General features: G+C 70.1%; 11 protein-coding genes. 3 read left to right on the top strand and 8 right to left on the bottom strand.

All coding sequences use genetic code 11. From position 1 onward, the window contains the following. Positions 1–8: 8 nt before the first annotated feature. Positions 9–1,211, bottom strand: a complete 1,203-nt coding sequence (locus AT699_RS21295; RefSeq protein WP_006387133.1) for a DUF2863 family protein — start codon at positions 1,209–1,211, stop codon at positions 9–11. A 244-nt stretch (positions 1,212–1,455) separates the two neighbouring features. Between AT699_RS21295 and AT699_RS21290 the strand changes: the two genes are divergently transcribed. After that, entirely contained in the window at positions 1,456–2,229 is a 774-nt protein-coding gene (locus tag AT699_RS21290; RefSeq protein WP_024069798.1) for a DODA-type extradiol aromatic ring-opening family dioxygenase, read from the top strand. 40 nt (positions 2,230–2,269) lie between these two features. Here AT699_RS21290 and AT699_RS21285 read toward each other — a convergent pair whose 3' ends face one another. Genes AT699_RS21285 through AT699_RS21265 form a run of 5 tightly spaced genes read right to left on the bottom strand, consistent with a single transcriptional unit; the run spans position 2,270 to position 8,097 of the window. Then, complete coding sequence (locus tag AT699_RS21285; RefSeq protein WP_006384576.1) at positions 2,270–3,160, bottom strand: LysR family transcriptional regulator; 891 nt, start codon at positions 3,158–3,160, stop codon at positions 2,270–2,272. Positions 3,161–3,195: 35 nt separating this feature from the next. Beyond that, the gene (locus tag AT699_RS21280; protein ID WP_024069797.1) at positions 3,196–3,900 is read right to left on the bottom strand and encodes a siderophore-interacting protein; all 705 of its coding nucleotides are present in this window, start codon (positions 3,898–3,900) and stop codon (positions 3,196–3,198) included. A 35-nt stretch (positions 3,901–3,935) separates the two neighbouring features. Further along, complete coding sequence (locus tag AT699_RS21275; protein ID WP_020928792.1) at positions 3,936–5,465, bottom strand: DHA2 family efflux MFS transporter permease subunit; 1,530 nt, start codon at positions 5,463–5,465, stop codon at positions 3,936–3,938. Then, positions 5,465–6,601 (bottom strand): HlyD family secretion protein, encoded by a 1,137-nt coding sequence (locus AT699_RS21270; protein ID WP_024069796.1) that lies wholly within the window; start codon positions 6,599–6,601, stop codon positions 5,465–5,467. Before AT699_RS21270 ends, AT699_RS21275 begins: the two co-directional genes overlap by 1 nt. Beyond that, complete coding sequence (locus tag AT699_RS21265) at positions 6,598–8,097, bottom strand: efflux transporter outer membrane subunit (protein WP_024069795.1); 1,500 nt, start codon at positions 8,095–8,097, stop codon at positions 6,598–6,600. The genes AT699_RS21270 and AT699_RS21265 overlap by 4 nt, the downstream gene beginning before the upstream one ends. A gap of 97 nt (positions 8,098–8,194) precedes the next feature. Between AT699_RS21265 and AT699_RS21260 the strand changes: the two genes are divergently transcribed. Beyond that, positions 8,195–9,088, top strand: coding sequence for a LysR family transcriptional regulator (locus AT699_RS21260; protein ID WP_058207625.1), 894 nt, complete (start codon positions 8,195–8,197; stop codon positions 9,086–9,088). A 167-nt stretch (positions 9,089–9,255) separates the two neighbouring features. Beyond that, on the top strand, positions 9,256–10,203 hold the full coding sequence (locus tag AT699_RS21255) for an OmpA family protein (protein ID WP_230846730.1): 948 nt from the start codon (positions 9,256–9,258) through the stop codon (positions 10,201–10,203). A 170-nt stretch (positions 10,204–10,373) separates the two neighbouring features. On the opposite strand, the gene acnA is transcribed toward AT699_RS21255, so the two are convergent. Together acnA and AT699_RS21245 are read right to left on the bottom strand one after the other, a co-directional pair. Then, positions 10,374–13,079 carry an aconitate hydratase AcnA gene (gene acnA, locus AT699_RS21250; RefSeq protein ID WP_020928786.1) on the bottom strand — a complete coding sequence of 902 codons (2,706 nt, stop codon included), beginning with the start codon at positions 13,077–13,079 and terminating at the stop codon, positions 10,374–10,376. A gap of 304 nt (positions 13,080–13,383) precedes the next feature. Beyond that, the gene (locus AT699_RS21245) at positions 13,384–14,313 is read right to left on the bottom strand and encodes a LysR family transcriptional regulator (RefSeq protein WP_024069792.1); all 930 of its coding nucleotides are present in this window, start codon (positions 14,311–14,313) and stop codon (positions 13,384–13,386) included. Positions 14,314–14,317 lie beyond the last annotated feature (4 nt).

Genomic DNA, 14,317 nt, shown 5'->3' with positions numbered 1-14,317 from the left:
GGCGCGGCTCAGTGGAACTTGGCGGGCGCGGCCTCGGCGTCCTCGGGCAGCTCGGCGTGCACCAGTTCGCCCAGCGGATTGGGGAAGTAGGGCGCGCCGCAATCCTCGCAGTATTCGGGCGGCAGCACGCCGGGAATGCGGCGCACGTCGCTCACGCCGTATTCCTTGAGCAGCGCGGCGATTTCATCGACCACGTCGGGCTGGCCCTCGTCGGCCGGCAGGTCTTCCTCGCGGCCGTACAACGGCCAGACGCAGCCGTAGTAGACGTCGTTGCTGTTGCGCGCGGTGAAGCTGACGCGGTATTCGTCGACGCGGCTTTCGCCACAGCCGGCGATCACGGCGCGCAGCTGCGAGGCATCGAGGCTGACCGCGCCTTCGAGCCAGCTGATGGCGGCGCGCAGCGACAGCGGCCGCACGCGGCGGTCGGCCTCGCGGTTGCTGACGTAGTAGGCGTCCGGCAGCAGGGCCTCGAAACCGCAGCCCGGCAGCAGGCCGGCCAGCGTCGGCTGGGCCTGCGCGGCCCATTGCGCCAGGCAGGCGTCGCGGCTGGCGTCGGCCTCGCCGATCTGTTCCTGCCAGCGGAACACGGGCGCGAACTCGGGCACCGCCACGGCCGCCACGATGTAGCGCGTGTCGGCCAGCATGTTGGCGGTTTCGACTTCGGTGTTCAGCGCCGGCTTGGTGGTCTCGGCGCCCAGCGCCTGCGAGCCCAGCCGTTGCAGCCATTGCCAGGTTTCGGAGAACGTGCGCGGCATCTGGTCGACGCTGACCAGGTGCGGCATCAGCGCGCTGCGCGCCTGGCTCGACAGCACATGGCCATGCAGCTGCGCCAGCAGCGCCTGCTGGGCGCTGGCCGGGACCGGGCCGGTGGGGATGGCGTAGCGCGTCCAGGCGACGACGGGCGCGACGATCAGGAGGATGTCGTAGCGCACGCCGTTCTTGTCTATCTTCATCGACTCGGACAGCGTCTCGGCCTGCTCGATCAGGACTTCATAGGCGCCCACGTCGCCCTGGGCCAGATGGTCCAGCGCGGCTTCCAGCGGGGCATCCTGGCCTGCCTTGAGCAGCTTCGGGATCGCTTCGCCAAGCTGATTCTCCCAGTACACGTCTTCGACGCGGCTGCCCGAGCGGTTCAGCGATTGGGCAAGCGTGATGAGGCGGGTGGCGTCGCGGGTCAAGCGGGGAGCGGATTGGCTGCGGGATCGGGCCATAACTTCGGAGGACGTCCAGTAAGTGTGCAACGACGTAGTTTAACGCCCGCCACGCTTGCGGTCGCCGTCGCCTGCCGGCGTGCGCGGGTCCGGCCGCTGGCGCGGTCCGTCGCCATCGGGCCGCTGTTGCGCGGCGTGCCTGCATTGGTGCTTATATGGCAACAGACCATCCCTTTTGAAAGGGTTTATTGCCGATTGGAATCGCCCGACAATCAAGGCATCGATATTTCCTGGAGGCGCCGCCATGCGCTGGCCCACGCTTTTCGTTTCCCACGGTTCTCCCATGCTGGCCGTCGAGCCCGGCGCGACGGGCCCGGCGCTGGCCGCCTGGAGTCGCTCCCTGGGCCGCAAGCCCGGCGCGATTCTGGTGGTGTCGCCGCACTGGATGGGCCACGGCCTGGCCCTGTCCACCCGAGACCGGCAGGTGGCCTGGCACGACTTCGGCGGCTTTCCGCCCGAGCTCTACACGCTGCAATACGCCGCGCCCGGCTCGCCCGAGCTGGCGGCGCGCGTCCAGGCCCTGCTGGCCGAGGGTGGCATCGCCGCCGACCGCGATCCGCGCCGGCCGCTGGACCATGGCGCCTGGGTGCCGCTGCGCTACCTGTATCCCGAAGTCGACGTGCCGGTGGTGCAACTGTCGCTGGACATGGGCCGCGATGCCGCCGGCCAGCTGGAACTGGGCCGCGCCCTGGCGCCGTTGCGCGACGAGGACGTCCTGATCATCGGCTCGGGCTCGCTGACGCACAACCTGCGCGACGTGCGCATGCCGCAGGATGCGCCGCCCGCGCCGTACGTGCCGGCCTTCCAGGCGTGGTATGCCGATCGCCTTGCGGCCCACGACGTGCCGGCGCTGCTCGACTGGCAGGCGCGGGCGCCGGGCGCGGCGCAGGCCCATCCGCACGACGACCACCTGATGCCGCTCTACGTGGCGCTGGGGGCCGGCGGAGCGCGGGCCACGCGGCTCACGGACGAGATTTCGTATGGCGCATTGGCCATGGACGCCTACGCCTTCGACTGAGCGGCTCTTCCCGGTCGTTGCGCGCCATCCCGACGCCGGCCTACGTCACCACCCGGGCCACGAGCAGGTCGATGAAGCCGCGGACCCGAGCCGGCAGCGCCCGCGATGCCGTCAGCGCCAGGATGGGCCGCGGCGGCAGTGTCCAGCCGGGCAGCACCGGCGCCAGGGCGCCCTCGCGCACCAGCGCGTCGGCGCGTCCCCGCGTCAGCGGCCCGATACCCAGGCCGTCGCGCAGCAGGTTTTCCACCGCCAGCTGATTGTTCAGCACCAGCAGCGGCGCCAGCGCCACTTGCGCGCTGGCGTTGCCGTCGGTCAACGCCAGGCCCGATTCGGAGTCGGGCATGACGACACAACGGTGCCGCGCCAGCTCCGCCGGATGCGCCGGCACACCGTAGGCGCGCAGATAGGCGGGCGCGGCATACAGCTGATACTCCGCCATGCCGATGCGCCGCCGCACCATGCGGCTGGCCTGCGGCGGTTCGGTGGTGGCGATGCAGATGTCATAAGGCTCGGTGGCCAGGTCCGGCAGCTGCGCTGAGCAATGCAGCTCGAAGCGCACGCCGGGATGGCTGGCGCAGTAGTCGGCCAGCGCGGCTTCCGGAAAATAGGCGTTGAAGTCGACCGGCGCGCAGACGCGCAGGTGGCCGGTGGGGCGGCCCATTTCTTCTTCGAGTTCGCCGCTGATGGCGCGGGCGCGGTCGACGACGTCGGTGATGCGTTCCAGATAGCGCTGGCCGATGTCGGTGAGCGCCAGGCGGCGGGTGCTGCGATGGAGCAGCTTGACGCCGATCTGGCTTTCGAATTCGGAGATCCGGCGCGACAGCGTCGAGGCCGGCACGCCGGTGCTTTCAGCGGCGCGCGTGAGCGAGCCCAGGGCCGCCACCTGGACGAACAACGCCATGTCCCGCATGCGATCCAGTTCCTTCTTCATGGTCGTTCCTCCTGTTCACAGGCCCAGGCCGGCGCCTATTCCTTGTAGTCCTGCTCGCCCGCCTTCCAGTAGCCCTTGGCCGAGAGCCGCGCCGGGTCGAAACGCAGGCGTTGCAGCCAGTGCGCGCGCCAGGCCTTGACCCAGGCGGCCTGGCCGGCCAGCCAGACCTGGCCGGGCCCGTCGGGGGCGGGGGCGGAAGGTTCATCGCCGCCGGGCGGCAGGCTGCGCGCCGCCCATTGCGGCGCGCGCGCGCTGGCGATGGCGGGCCAGTCGTCGTCGCCGGCCGGGTGGCGCACGCCCAGGACCTGGATGCCGCCGGGCAGCGATTCGATGATGCGCGAGGCCGCCGGCCAGGCCGAGGCGTCGGCGCCGAGCCAGACCCAGCGCGTGTCCGCCAGCAGCGAGAAGCCGCCGTCGCGCGGCCCGGCGATCGAGACGGCATCGCCGGGACGGGCGCGGCGCGCCCATTCGGAGACGGTGCCGGGGGCGTCGCCGTGGACCACGAAGTCGATCTCGACGCTGGACGCCTCGAAGTCGATGCCGCGCAGGGTATAGGCCCGGCCCGGCACGCCGGGCGGGAACACCTTGACCCAGGCGCCGGGCTGGTCGACGCCCGGGCGCGCCAGCCAGGCGCTCAGTTCGGGGCCGCCCAGCGTCAGCCGGCGCATGTCGCGCGCCACATCGCGCGCCCGCAGCACGATGCAGGGCACGTCACGGCGCGGCAGGGAAAAGGGTTGCATGTCGGATCTCCTTGGGGCGGTAAGCGCGGCGGCCGTCAGGCCTTGGCGGCGCGGGGGTGGCGGGCCAGCCAGACGAGCGCGATGGACAACGCGAACGCGAGGCTCGACCACAGGAAGAAGTCGTTCAGCGCCAGCATGTCGGCCTGGGTCTTCAGGCCGTTCCAGATCACGCCCCACGACTGCGGCTCGTCCAGGCCCGCGCCCGCCAGCGCGTTCAGGGTGTCCTGCACGGCGGGCCGGGCGGGCGTGGCGCTGTCGACCAGCACGTTCTGGTAGTAGCGCGAGCGCTCGTCCCAGTACGTCGACGCGAGCGAGGCGACCAGGCTGCCGGCCATCATGCGGATGGCGGTCTGCAGCCCGGACGCGGCGGCGATGCGCTCGGGCGGCAGGCCGGCCAGCGACAAGGACACCAGCGGCGTCAGGAACAGGCCGATGCCGATGCCCTGCAGCAGGCAGGCCAGCGAGATCAGGCCGACGCCGACGTCCGTGGTCATCGACGCGCGCCACCAGGCCACCAGCGACCACGCCACGAAGGCCAGGCTGGCGAACACGCGGGCGTCGCCGCGCTGCACCCAGCGGCCCAGCAGCGGCGCCAGCAGGATGCCGAACACGCCCATCGGCGCCGTGGCCAGGCCGGCCCACGTGGCCGTGTAGCGCATGTCGGTCTGCAGCCACAGCGGGATCAGCACCAGCGCCGCGAAGTACAGGCCGAAGCCCACCGCCACGGCCAGCGTGCCCATGGCGAAGTTGCGGTGGCGGAACAGGCTCAGGTCGACGATCGGATGCGCTTCGCCCAGTTCCCAGATGACCAGGAACACGAAGCCCAGCGCCGACAGCAGCGCGGTGGTGACGATGAACGGCGAGGCGAACCAGTCCAGCGTGCGGCCGCGGTCCAGCGTCAATTGCAGGCAGCCGATGGCAACGGCCAGCAGGATCAGGCCGCGCAGGTCCACCGGCAGGCGGGTGCTGGGCGTGTCGCGGCCGCGGAACATGGTGGCGGTCACGGCGACCACGGCGATGCCGACGGGCGCGTTGACCAGGAAGATCCAGGGCCAGCTGAAATCGTCGGTCAGCCAGCCGCCCAGCACCGGCCCGGCCACGGGGCCAGCCATGTTGGTCATGGCCCACATCGACAGCGCCAGCGTGCGCTTGTCGGGCGGGAAGATGGCGACCAGCAGCGCCTGGCTGAGCGGCACGATGGGGCCGGACACCATGCCTTGCAGCACGCGGAAGGCCAGCAGCGATTCGAAGTTCTGCGCCACGCCGCACAGCACCGAGGCCAGCGTGAAGGCCGCCACCGACAGCACGAACAGGCGCACCTGCCCGAGCCGGCGCGACAGCCAGCCGGTCAGGGGAATGCAGATGGAGTTGGCGATGGCGAAAAAGGTGATGGCCCATTCGCCGATTTCCGGGCTGACGCCCAGGTTGCCGGAGATGGTGGGCACCGAGACGTTGGCGATGGTGATGTCCACCACCGCCATGAAGGACGCCAGGCTGATGGCCACCGCCGCGACCACGCGCGGCAGCCCGGTCATCGGCTCGATGGGACGGGGCGCGGCGGACATCACTGCAATCCCTGGCCGGCCTGCGCCAGCGTGTCGGCGGCCTGGCGCTGCTGCCGGTAGATGTCGGTGGTCTCGCCCCGGGCCGCGCCGGCCTGCGCCGGATCGCAGCGCGCCGTGTCCACCGTCACCTCGGCCGACAGGCCGATGCGCAGCGGGTGGTCCGCCAGTTCCTTGGGATCGAGGTTGATGCGCACCGGCACCCGCTGCACCACCTTGATCCAGTTGCCGGTCGCGTTCTGCGACGGCAGCAGCGCGAAGGCCGAGCCGCTGCCCGCCATCACGTCGCCGACGCGGCCGCGATAGCGCACCTTGGCGCCGTGGGCATCGACGGTGACGACGGCCGGCTGGCCGGGGCAGATGCCGGCCAGCTGGATTTCCTTGAAGTTGGCGTCGATCCACATCTGGTCCAGCGGCACCACGGCCATCAGCTTGTCGCCGATCGCCACGTGCTTGCCCAGCTGCACGCTGCGCTGGGCAACCATGCCGCCGACCGGCGCGCGGATGGTGGTGCGCTGCGCGTCCAGCGCGGCGGCGCGCAGGCGCGCCTGGGCCAGCGTCACGTCGGGATGGGTATCCGGGGTCACGCCGTCCACCTGGGCCTGGGCGGCGCGCTCGGCGGCTTGCGCCACCGCCAGCGCGGCGCGGGCGGCGTTCAGCGCGTCGGCCGCATGGCGGGCTTCTTCGGACGTGATGGCGCCTTGCGCGGCGATGCCGCGCCGGGCCGAGACGTCGGCCTGGGCGCGGTCCAGTTCGGCCTGGCGGCGCGCGACTTCGGCGCCGGCCTGGTCGCGGCTGGCGAACAACGCCTGCACGCGGCGGCGGGCGCGGGCCAGGTCGGCGCGGGCGCCGGCCAGGGCGATCTGGGTGTCGGCGGGATCCACCTCCACCAGCGTCTGGCCGGCGCGGATGCGGTCGGCATTGTCCGCCCAGATGGCCGAGACGGCGCCGCCGACCTGCGGCGTGATGGCCACGACGTGGCCATTCACGTAGGCGTTGTCGGTGGTCTGGGTCGCGGCGCCCGCCAGGAAGGTCCAGGCGGCCCAGCCGGCGCCGGCCAGCAGGGTGGCGCCGCCGGCGAGCATCAGGCGGGATTTGCGGGTCGAGGTCCGCGAGTCGGGAGTTTGCGTGGCAGTCATTTCAGGGCTTCGTTGTCAGAGGATTGGGAGGGCGACCAGCGGCCGCCGAGCGCGCCGGCCAGCGCCGTCCGGGCCAGGCCCAGGTCCAGGTCGGCCGCGGCCAGCTCGCTGTCGGCGCGCAGGCGTGCCAGGTCGGTGTCGATTTCGTCCTGCCGGGCCGACAGGCCGCGGCTGGCGCGCACCGCTTGCAGCCTGGCCAGCGTGCCGGCCTCGCGCAGCGAGACGCGGGCGGCGTCGCGCCGGGCGCGCGCCTGGGCCATGCCGGCCAGGCCGTCGGCGACTTCCTGCAGGGCGCGCACGACGGTGGCGTCGTAGTCGGCCACCGCCAGGTCGTAGCCGGCGATGCGGTCGCGCAGTCCGGCGCGCAGGCGGCCGCCGTCGAAGATGGGCAGGGTCAGGGCGGGGCCGATGCCGGCCGCCAGGCTGTTGCCTTGCAGCAGGTGCGACAGCCCCAGGCTTTGCAGGCCGGCAAAGGCCTTCAGGTCGATATCCGGATAGAACTCGGCCTTGGCGGCCTCGATGCGCCGGTCCGCCGCGTCGAGGCGCTTGCGCTGCGCCAGCACGTCGGGCCGCAGGCCCAGCAGGCGGGCGGGCAGGGCCGCGGGCAGGGCGGGGTCGGCGCGCAGCGCCAGCCGGGGGCGGCGCAGCACATCGCCGTAGCCGGGGGCCTGGCCCGCCAGCGCGGCCAGCGCATGGCGCTGGCGCGCAATCTCGCGGTCCAGCCGTTCGACCTCGGCGTCCATCCGGGCCAGGCGGCCGCGGGCGTCGGCGACGGGGGCGTCGCTGCCCAGGCCGGCCTGGCGGCGCGTCTGGTGCAATTCCAGCGCTTGCCGCTGCCGCTCGCGCTGTTGCCGCGCCAGCTCGTGCAGCCGGAAGGCGGCGTCCAGGCGCAGGTAGGCGGCGGCGATGCCTTGTTGCAAGGCCAGTTGCGCATCCGCATGGGCCAGCGCCGCGCCTTCGGCATCGAGCCGCGCGGCATCGGCCAGCGCGCGCCATTTGCCCCAGATGTCCAGGCGCAGGCGCAGCGAAGCCAGCAGCGAGCCGCTGCCGCCGGTGTTGTCGGCGTAGGGGGCGCCGTAGGTGTAATGGCCGGGGTAGCGGTCGGCGGTGATGGTGGCGCTGCCGTCCAGTGTCGGCTGGCGGTTCGCGTCGACGCTGCCGAAGACGGCTTCGGCCTGGCCCAGGCGGGCCTGGGCGGCCCGCACGCCCGGCGCCTGCCGCAGCGCATCCGCCATCAGGCGGTCGAGTTGATCGTCGCCCCACGCGCGCCACCAGGGCGCGGCGTCGTCGGCCGTGTCGCGGACGGCGGCGGCGATATCCTGGCCGGCATCCAGCGCGGCCAGGTCCAGGGGCTTGCCGGCGGGGCGCAGGCCGTCGTGGCTTGCGCATCCCGCGACGGCGACAAGCGCCGCCAGCGCGGCGGCGAGCGGGGCATGCCGCAAACGCATGCGGCGCGCGGGCCGGGCGTCGGGGCGATACCGTGTTGAGTGAATCATGGCGTGCTTCCGTGTTGAACTGGCCGCCATGGTGCCGCTGCGCTACAGTTGCGTATATGGACAAGCTGATAACTAATACTTGCGTTTGGTGCAACTGATGGATCTGAACCTGTTGGTCGCGCTCGATGCGCTGCTGGCCGAGGGCAGCGTCACCGGCGCCGCCGAACGCCTGCAATTGAGCGTGCCCGCCATGAGCCGCACGCTGGAGCGCATCCGCCGCATGATGGGCGACCCGCTGTTCGTGCGGGCCGGGCGCGGCCTGGTGCCGACGCCGCGCGCCGAAGCCCTGCGCGAACCGGTGCGCACCCTGGTGGCGCAGGCCCGGGAACTGTTGGCGCAGGATGCCGCCTTCGATCTCAAGACCCTGCGGCGCGTGTTCACCATCCGCGCCGACGACGGCGCCGTCAGCACGCTCGGGCCGGCCTTGCTCGACACGCTGGCCAAAGAGGCGCCGCGGGTCACGGTGCGCTTCATCTCGCAGGGCAAGCAGGACGTGCTGTCGCTGCGCGAAGGCGCCATCGACCTGGACATCGGCGTGATCGAGGACATGGGGCCCGAGATCGTGCGGCAACGCCTGTTTCCCGATCGTTTCGTGGCGGTGTTCCGGCCGGCCAATCCCCTGGCGCGGCATCGCAAGCTCACCCCCGAACGCTTTGCCAGGGCGCGCCACGCCACGGTCTCGCGCCGCGGCGTGCTGAGCGGTCCGGTGGACATCGAACTGGGCAAGGTCGGCCTGGCGCGCCATATCAGCGCCGTCACGCATTCCTTTGCCGAGGCGCTGGCGATCACCCGCAAATCCGATCTGGTCGCCACCGTGCCGGACCTGCTCACGCTGCACCTGCGCGACGACCTGCAGATGCGCGCCTTGCCCTTCGACACCCCCGCCGTGACCATCTCGCAGGCCTGGCATCCGCGCTTCAACGAAGACCCGGCCCATCGCGCCATCCGGCAGATGGTGCACCGGATCAGCCTGGCGATCAGCGGCCGGTGACGCTGTCGGCGTTGGTCACCGCGACCAACGTTTGGTTACCCGATGCGGTTCCAAACGGTGGACCGTCTATGCATAATGGCTGCCGCCCGCATCGCGGGCGTTTCCTTGTTCTGGACGCATGCCGGCGCCTGCCGGCCGGGAGTGTAGAGATCGTGAAAGCGCATATCGTGAAAGTCGCGAGTCTGGCCATCGTCGCCGCCACGCTGACGGCATCGCCGGCCTGGGCCGAGGACGTCGAGGGCTCGCGCGACCATCCCGCCCTGACCCGCTTCGAGGGCGCCGAGATCCGCGCCTACGAACACAAGGACTACGACGAAGCCTTGATGCCCGACCGGCCCGTCGCGCGGGAATCCGAGGCCAAGGGCCTGACGCTGGAAGGCAAGCTGACGCGCATCGCCTATCGCATCGACGGCAAGAAGTCGGCGCTGGAGGTCTACCGCAACTACCAGGGCGCGCTGCAGGCCGGCGGCTTCAAGACCGTGTTCGAATGCAAGGGCGACGAGCAGTGCGGCGGCGACTTCCAGTCGTTCGTCCTGAACAGCGGCAAGGTCAGCCAGCCCGGGCAGGGCGACGCCGCGTTCGGCGGCAAGTACTACGTCGTGCTGGCAAAGAAAGAGGCGCCCACTGGCGACATCTACGTGTTCCTGGACGTGATGGAAGACAGCTCCAACAACATCACGCCGGTGTTCCAGCAGGTGATCGAGACCAAGCCCATGCAGACCGGGCAGGTCAAGGTGCTGGACATGGCCGCCATGCAGAAATCACTGGCCGAATCGGGCCGCGTCGCGGTCTACGGCGTGTACTTCGATACCGACAAGGCCGAGGTCAAGGCCGAATCGAAGGCGGCGCTGGACGAGATGGGCAAGCTGCTCAACGCCAACCCCAAGCTGAAGGTCTACGTGGTCGGCCACACCGACAACCAGGGCACGCTGGCCGGCAACCTGGAGCTGTCGCAAAAGCGCGCCGACGCCGTGGTCAAGGCGCTGGAAGCAGGCTACAAGATCCCGGCCGCGCGCCTGTCGGCGCGCGGCGTGGCCTCGCTGGCGCCGGTGGCGGCCAACGACGCCGAGGCGGGCCGCGCCAAGAACCGGCGGGTCGAACTGGTCGCCCAATGACGCGGTGAGCCTGCCTAATCTTGAGGCGGCTCTGCGATGAAAAGGGCCCCCACGCCGCGCCTTCGGCTTGCTGCCCCCCGAGGGGGCATTTTTCATCTTGAGGCGGCTCGGCGATGAAAAAGCCCCTGGAACCTCGCGGTTCCAGGGGCTTTGCCTTTGCGGCCCGGGCGTTACGCGGCCAGCAGCTGGCGCAGCACGAAGGGCAGGATGCCGCCGTGCTGGTAGTAGTCGACCTCGATCGGGGTGTCGATGCGCAGCAGCAGCGTCACGTCCTGCTTCGAACCATCCTTGCGGGTGATCGTCAGCGTCACGTCCTGCATCGGCTTGATGCCGTTCTCCAGGCCCGAGATGTCGTAGGTTTCCTCGCCGGTGATGCCCAGCGACTGCACGCTGTCGCTGCCCTTGAACTGCAGCGGCAGCACGCCCATGCCCACCAGGTTGCTGCGGTGGATGCGCTCGAAGCTGCGCGTGATGACGGCCTTGACGCCCAGCAGCTGGGTGCCCTTGGCGGCCCAGTCGCGCGACGAGCCGGTGCCGTATTCTTCGCCGCCGAACACCACGGTGGGGGTGCCCGCCGCCACGTACTTCATGGCCGCGTCGTAGATCGACATCTGTTCGCCGGTGGGCTGGAACAGGGTTTCGCCGCCCTCGAAGCGGCTGCCGTCGGGGCGCGCCGGGATCATCAGGTTCTTGATGCGCACGTTGGCGAAGGTGCCGCGCATCATGATTTCATGGTTGCCGCGGCGCGAGCCGTAGCTGTTGAAATCGGCCTTCATGACGCCGTTTTCCTTGAGCCACTTGCCCGCGGGCGAGGTCTCCTTGATGGAGCCCGCCGGCGAGATGTGGTCGGTGGTGACCGAGTCGCCGAACACGCCCAGCGCGCGGGCGTTCTTGACGGTCGGCATCGCGCCCGGGGTCATGCCGAAGCCCTCGAAGAACGGCGGCTCGGCGATGTAGGTGGAGTCGGGCCAGTTGTAGGTCTCGCCCGTGACGCCCTTGATGTTCTCCCACAGCTTGCCGGGGTTGCTCTTGACCTGGCCGTAGTTGGCCTCGAACGCCTTGGGGTCCAGCGCGTACTTGAGCAGCGCCTCGACTTCCTCGGTGGTCGGCCAGATGTCGCCCAGCCAGATGTCGCCGTTCTTGCCGCGGCCGACCGGTTCGGTCATCAGGTCGCGCGTCACGGTGCCGGCCAGGGCGTAGGCCACCACCAGCGGCGGCGAGGCCAGGAAGTTGGCCTTGATGTTCGGGTGGATGCGCGCCTCGAAGTTGCGGTTGCCGGACAGCACCGCCGAGCACACCAGGTCGTTGCTGGTGATGACCTCGTTCAGGTCGGGCGTCAGGTCGCCGGCGTTGCCGATGCAGGTGGTGCAGCCGTAGGCGGCCACGTCGAAGCCCAGCTTCTCCAGGTAGGGCAGCAGGCCGGTCTTGGTCAGGTATTCGGTGACCACGCGCGATCCGGGGGCCAGCGAGGTCTTGATGTGCTTGGGCACCTTCAGGCCGGCTTCGACGGCCTTCTTGGCCAGCAGGCCCGCCGCCAGCAGCACGCTGGGGTTGGACGTGTTGGTGCACGAGGTGATGGCGGCGATCAGGATGTCGCCGTTCTTGACCTTGGTGCCGGTGCTGGTGGTGAAGGTCTGCTGCAGCTTCTCGGCCGGCTGGTTGAAGCCGTTCTCGGCGACCGGCTTGGAGAACAGGTCGATGAAGGTGCTCTTGACGTTGCCGATCTCGATGCGGTCCTGCGGGCGCTTGGGGCCGGCCAGCGACGGCGCCACGGTGGACAGGTCCAGCGTCAGCAGCTTGGTGTAGTTGATGTCCTGGGCGGCGGGCACGCCGAACATGTCCTGGGCCTTGAAATAGGCCTCGAACGCGGCGATTTCGTCTTCGGTGCGGCCGGTGCCGCGGAAGTAGTCGATGGTGCGGCCGTCGACCGGGAAGAAGCCCATGGTGGCGCCGTACTCGGGCGCCATGTTGCCGATGGTGGCGCGTTCGGCCACCGACAGGCTGGCCGTGCCTTCGCCACAGAACTCGACGAATTTGCCGACCACTTTTTCACGGCGCAGCATTTCGGTGATGGTCAGCACCAGGTCGGTGGCGGTGACGCCGCCGCGCAGCTTGCCCTTGAGTTCCACGCCGACCACGTCAGGCGTCAGGAAGTACACCGGCTGGCCCAGCATGCCGGCCTCGGCCTCGATGCCGCCCACGCCCCAGCCGACCACGCCGATGCCGTTGATCATGGTGGTGTGGCTGTCGGTGCCCACCAGCGAATCCGGATAGTAGACGTTGTTCTTCTTGTCCTGGTGCACGCCGCGCGCCAGGTATTCCAGGTTGACCTGGTGGACGATGCCGAAGCCCGGGGGCACCACGCCGAAGGTGTCGAAGGCCTGCATGCCCCACTTCATGAACTGGTAGCGCTCCTGGTTGCGCTTGAATTCCAGCTTCATGTTCAGGTCCAGCGCATTCTTGGTGCCGAAGTAGTCGATCATGACCGAGTGGTCCACCACCAGGTCCACCGGCACCAGCGGCTCGATGCTCTTGGGGCTCTTGCCCATCTTGTCGGCTACCGAACGCATGGCGGCGATGTCGGCCAGCAGCGGCACGCCGGTGAAGTCCTGCAGCACCACGCGGGCCACCACGAACGGGATTTCATCCTCGCGCTTGGCGTTGGCCTGCCAGTTGGCGAGCTGGCGCACGTGTTCCTCGGTGACCTTCTTGCCGTCGCAGTTGCGCAGCACGGATTCCAGCACGATGCGGATGGAGACCGGCAGCCGCTGCACGTCGATGCCCAGGGCCTTGCCCAGCGCCGGCAGCGAATAGTACTGACAGGACTTGTTGCCGATCTTGAAATTCTTGAGTGTATCGAGGGTGTTGTGCGGCATGATGGACTCCGTGGTTTTGCCCGCGTAAAGCCGGCATTTTCAGGCGTTTCGGCGCGTTTGTCATTCCGGGCGACAGCGGCGCGGGTTCGGTCTATGTCTTATATCTTATATAAGACTTGAGGGGCGCGTCAAAGTTCCCGCCCGCGCCGGCCTGCGGGTTGCGCGGCGGCCGCGCAAACCCCTACTGTGCGGCAGCCGCGCCATCCCTGCAAGTCCCCCGTTTTTTAACAAAGAAGTCCTACAAGCGCATGGCGGGGGACGGAGGGCCGCCGCCGTGGCGCGCCACCGGGTGGCAGCCCCCCGCTCAGGCCAGGAAGGTGCGCAGCAGGGGTTCCAGTTCCCGTTTCAGGAAATCGACCAGGGCGCGTTGGGCGCTCGAGGGATAAGGGGTTGGCGAGGTCAGGATATAGAGCTTGTCGCCCGGGCCTTCGGCCTGGTAGGCGGGCAGCACCTGCAGCAGGCGCCCGGCCTCCAGGTCGGGACGCACGATGTAGGCCGGCAACAGCGCCACGCCCGCGCCTTCGCGGGCGGCTTGGGCCAGGAACGGGAAATACTCGGATTGCAGGCGAGTGGCCAGCTTGACTTCATGCGGTTGGCCCTTGCCGCGCAGGCGCAGCGTTGCCTGGGGGCGGGCGCCGGGCGGCCCCAGGAAATCGAAGCGCCCCAGGTCGCGGGGATGGGCCGGCATGCCCATGCGCGCCAGGTACTCGGGCGCGGCGCACAGGTGCCACTTGATGCGGCCGAGTTCGCGCGCCACATAGTCTTGCGGCGGCACCGAGATGGCCCGCAGCGCCACGTCGATCTCCGAAGAAATCAGGTCGCTGACGCGGTTCGAGAACAGCACCCGCAGGCTCAGGCTGGGGTGTTCCAGGGCGAAGCGCACCAGCAGGGGCCGCAGCATGTCCAGTTCGCCCAGGCCGGTGGGCAGGCTCAGCCGCACGTGGCCGGTGGGCTCGGCGCCCAGCTTCTGCAGGGCATGGCGCGCCGATTCCACTTCGCGCGCCATGCGGGCGCCATGGTCGTACAGGACGCTACCCTCGTGCGTCAGTTCCAGCCGCCGGGTGGTGCGGCGGATCAACTGCGCGCCGAAGGCCCGCTCCAGCTTTTGAAGGTTGCGGCTCACATGCGAGCGCGTCACACCCTGGCGCAGCGCCGCCTCGCTCAGCGTGCCGGCCTCGACGATCGTCACGAACAGCTGGATCAGGTTCAGGTCGAGCACGGGCGGGGTGGTCATGGGC

It is taken from the genome of Achromobacter xylosoxidans, from assembly GCF_001457475.1.
In the GTDB taxonomy this organism is placed as follows: Bacteria; Pseudomonadota; Gammaproteobacteria; order Burkholderiales; family Burkholderiaceae_B; genus Achromobacter; species Achromobacter xylosoxidans.
The sequence above is the reverse complement of the archived record's forward strand: the minus strand, read 5'-3'. Positions and strand labels throughout refer to the sequence as shown.

Excerpts from the sequence above, each read along its gene's own strand:
- AT699_RS21295 (WP_006387133.1), bottom strand. The coding sequence starts at position 1,211 with ATGGCCCGATCCCGCAGCCAATCCGCTCCCCGCTTGACCCGCGACGCC.
- AT699_RS21290 (WP_024069798.1), top strand. The coding sequence starts at position 1,456 with ATGCGCTGGCCCACGCTTTTCGTTTCCCACGGTTCTCCCATGCTGGCC.
- AT699_RS21285 (WP_006384576.1), bottom strand. The coding sequence starts at position 3,160 with ATGAAGAAGGAACTGGATCGCATGCGGGACATGGCGTTGTTCGTCCAG.
- AT699_RS21280 (WP_024069797.1), bottom strand. The coding sequence starts at position 3,900 with ATGCAACCCTTTTCCCTGCCGCGCCGTGACGTGCCCTGCATCGTGCTG.
- AT699_RS21275 (WP_020928792.1), bottom strand. The coding sequence starts at position 5,465 with ATGTCCGCCGCGCCCCGTCCCATCGAGCCGATGACCGGGCTGCCGCGC.
- AT699_RS21270 (WP_024069796.1), bottom strand. The coding sequence starts at position 6,601 with ATGACTGCCACGCAAACTCCCGACTCGCGGACCTCGACCCGCAAATCC.
- AT699_RS21265 (WP_024069795.1), bottom strand. The coding sequence starts at position 8,097 with ATGATTCACTCAACACGGTATCGCCCCGACGCCCGGCCCGCGCGCCGC.
- AT699_RS21260 (WP_058207625.1), top strand. The coding sequence starts at position 8,195 with ATGGATCTGAACCTGTTGGTCGCGCTCGATGCGCTGCTGGCCGAGGGC.
- acnA (WP_020928786.1), bottom strand. The coding sequence starts at position 13,079 with ATGCCGCACAACACCCTCGATACACTCAAGAATTTCAAGATCGGCAAC.
- AT699_RS21245 (WP_024069792.1), bottom strand. The coding sequence starts at position 14,313 with ATGACCACCCCGCCCGTGCTCGACCTGAACCTGATCCAGCTGTTCGTG.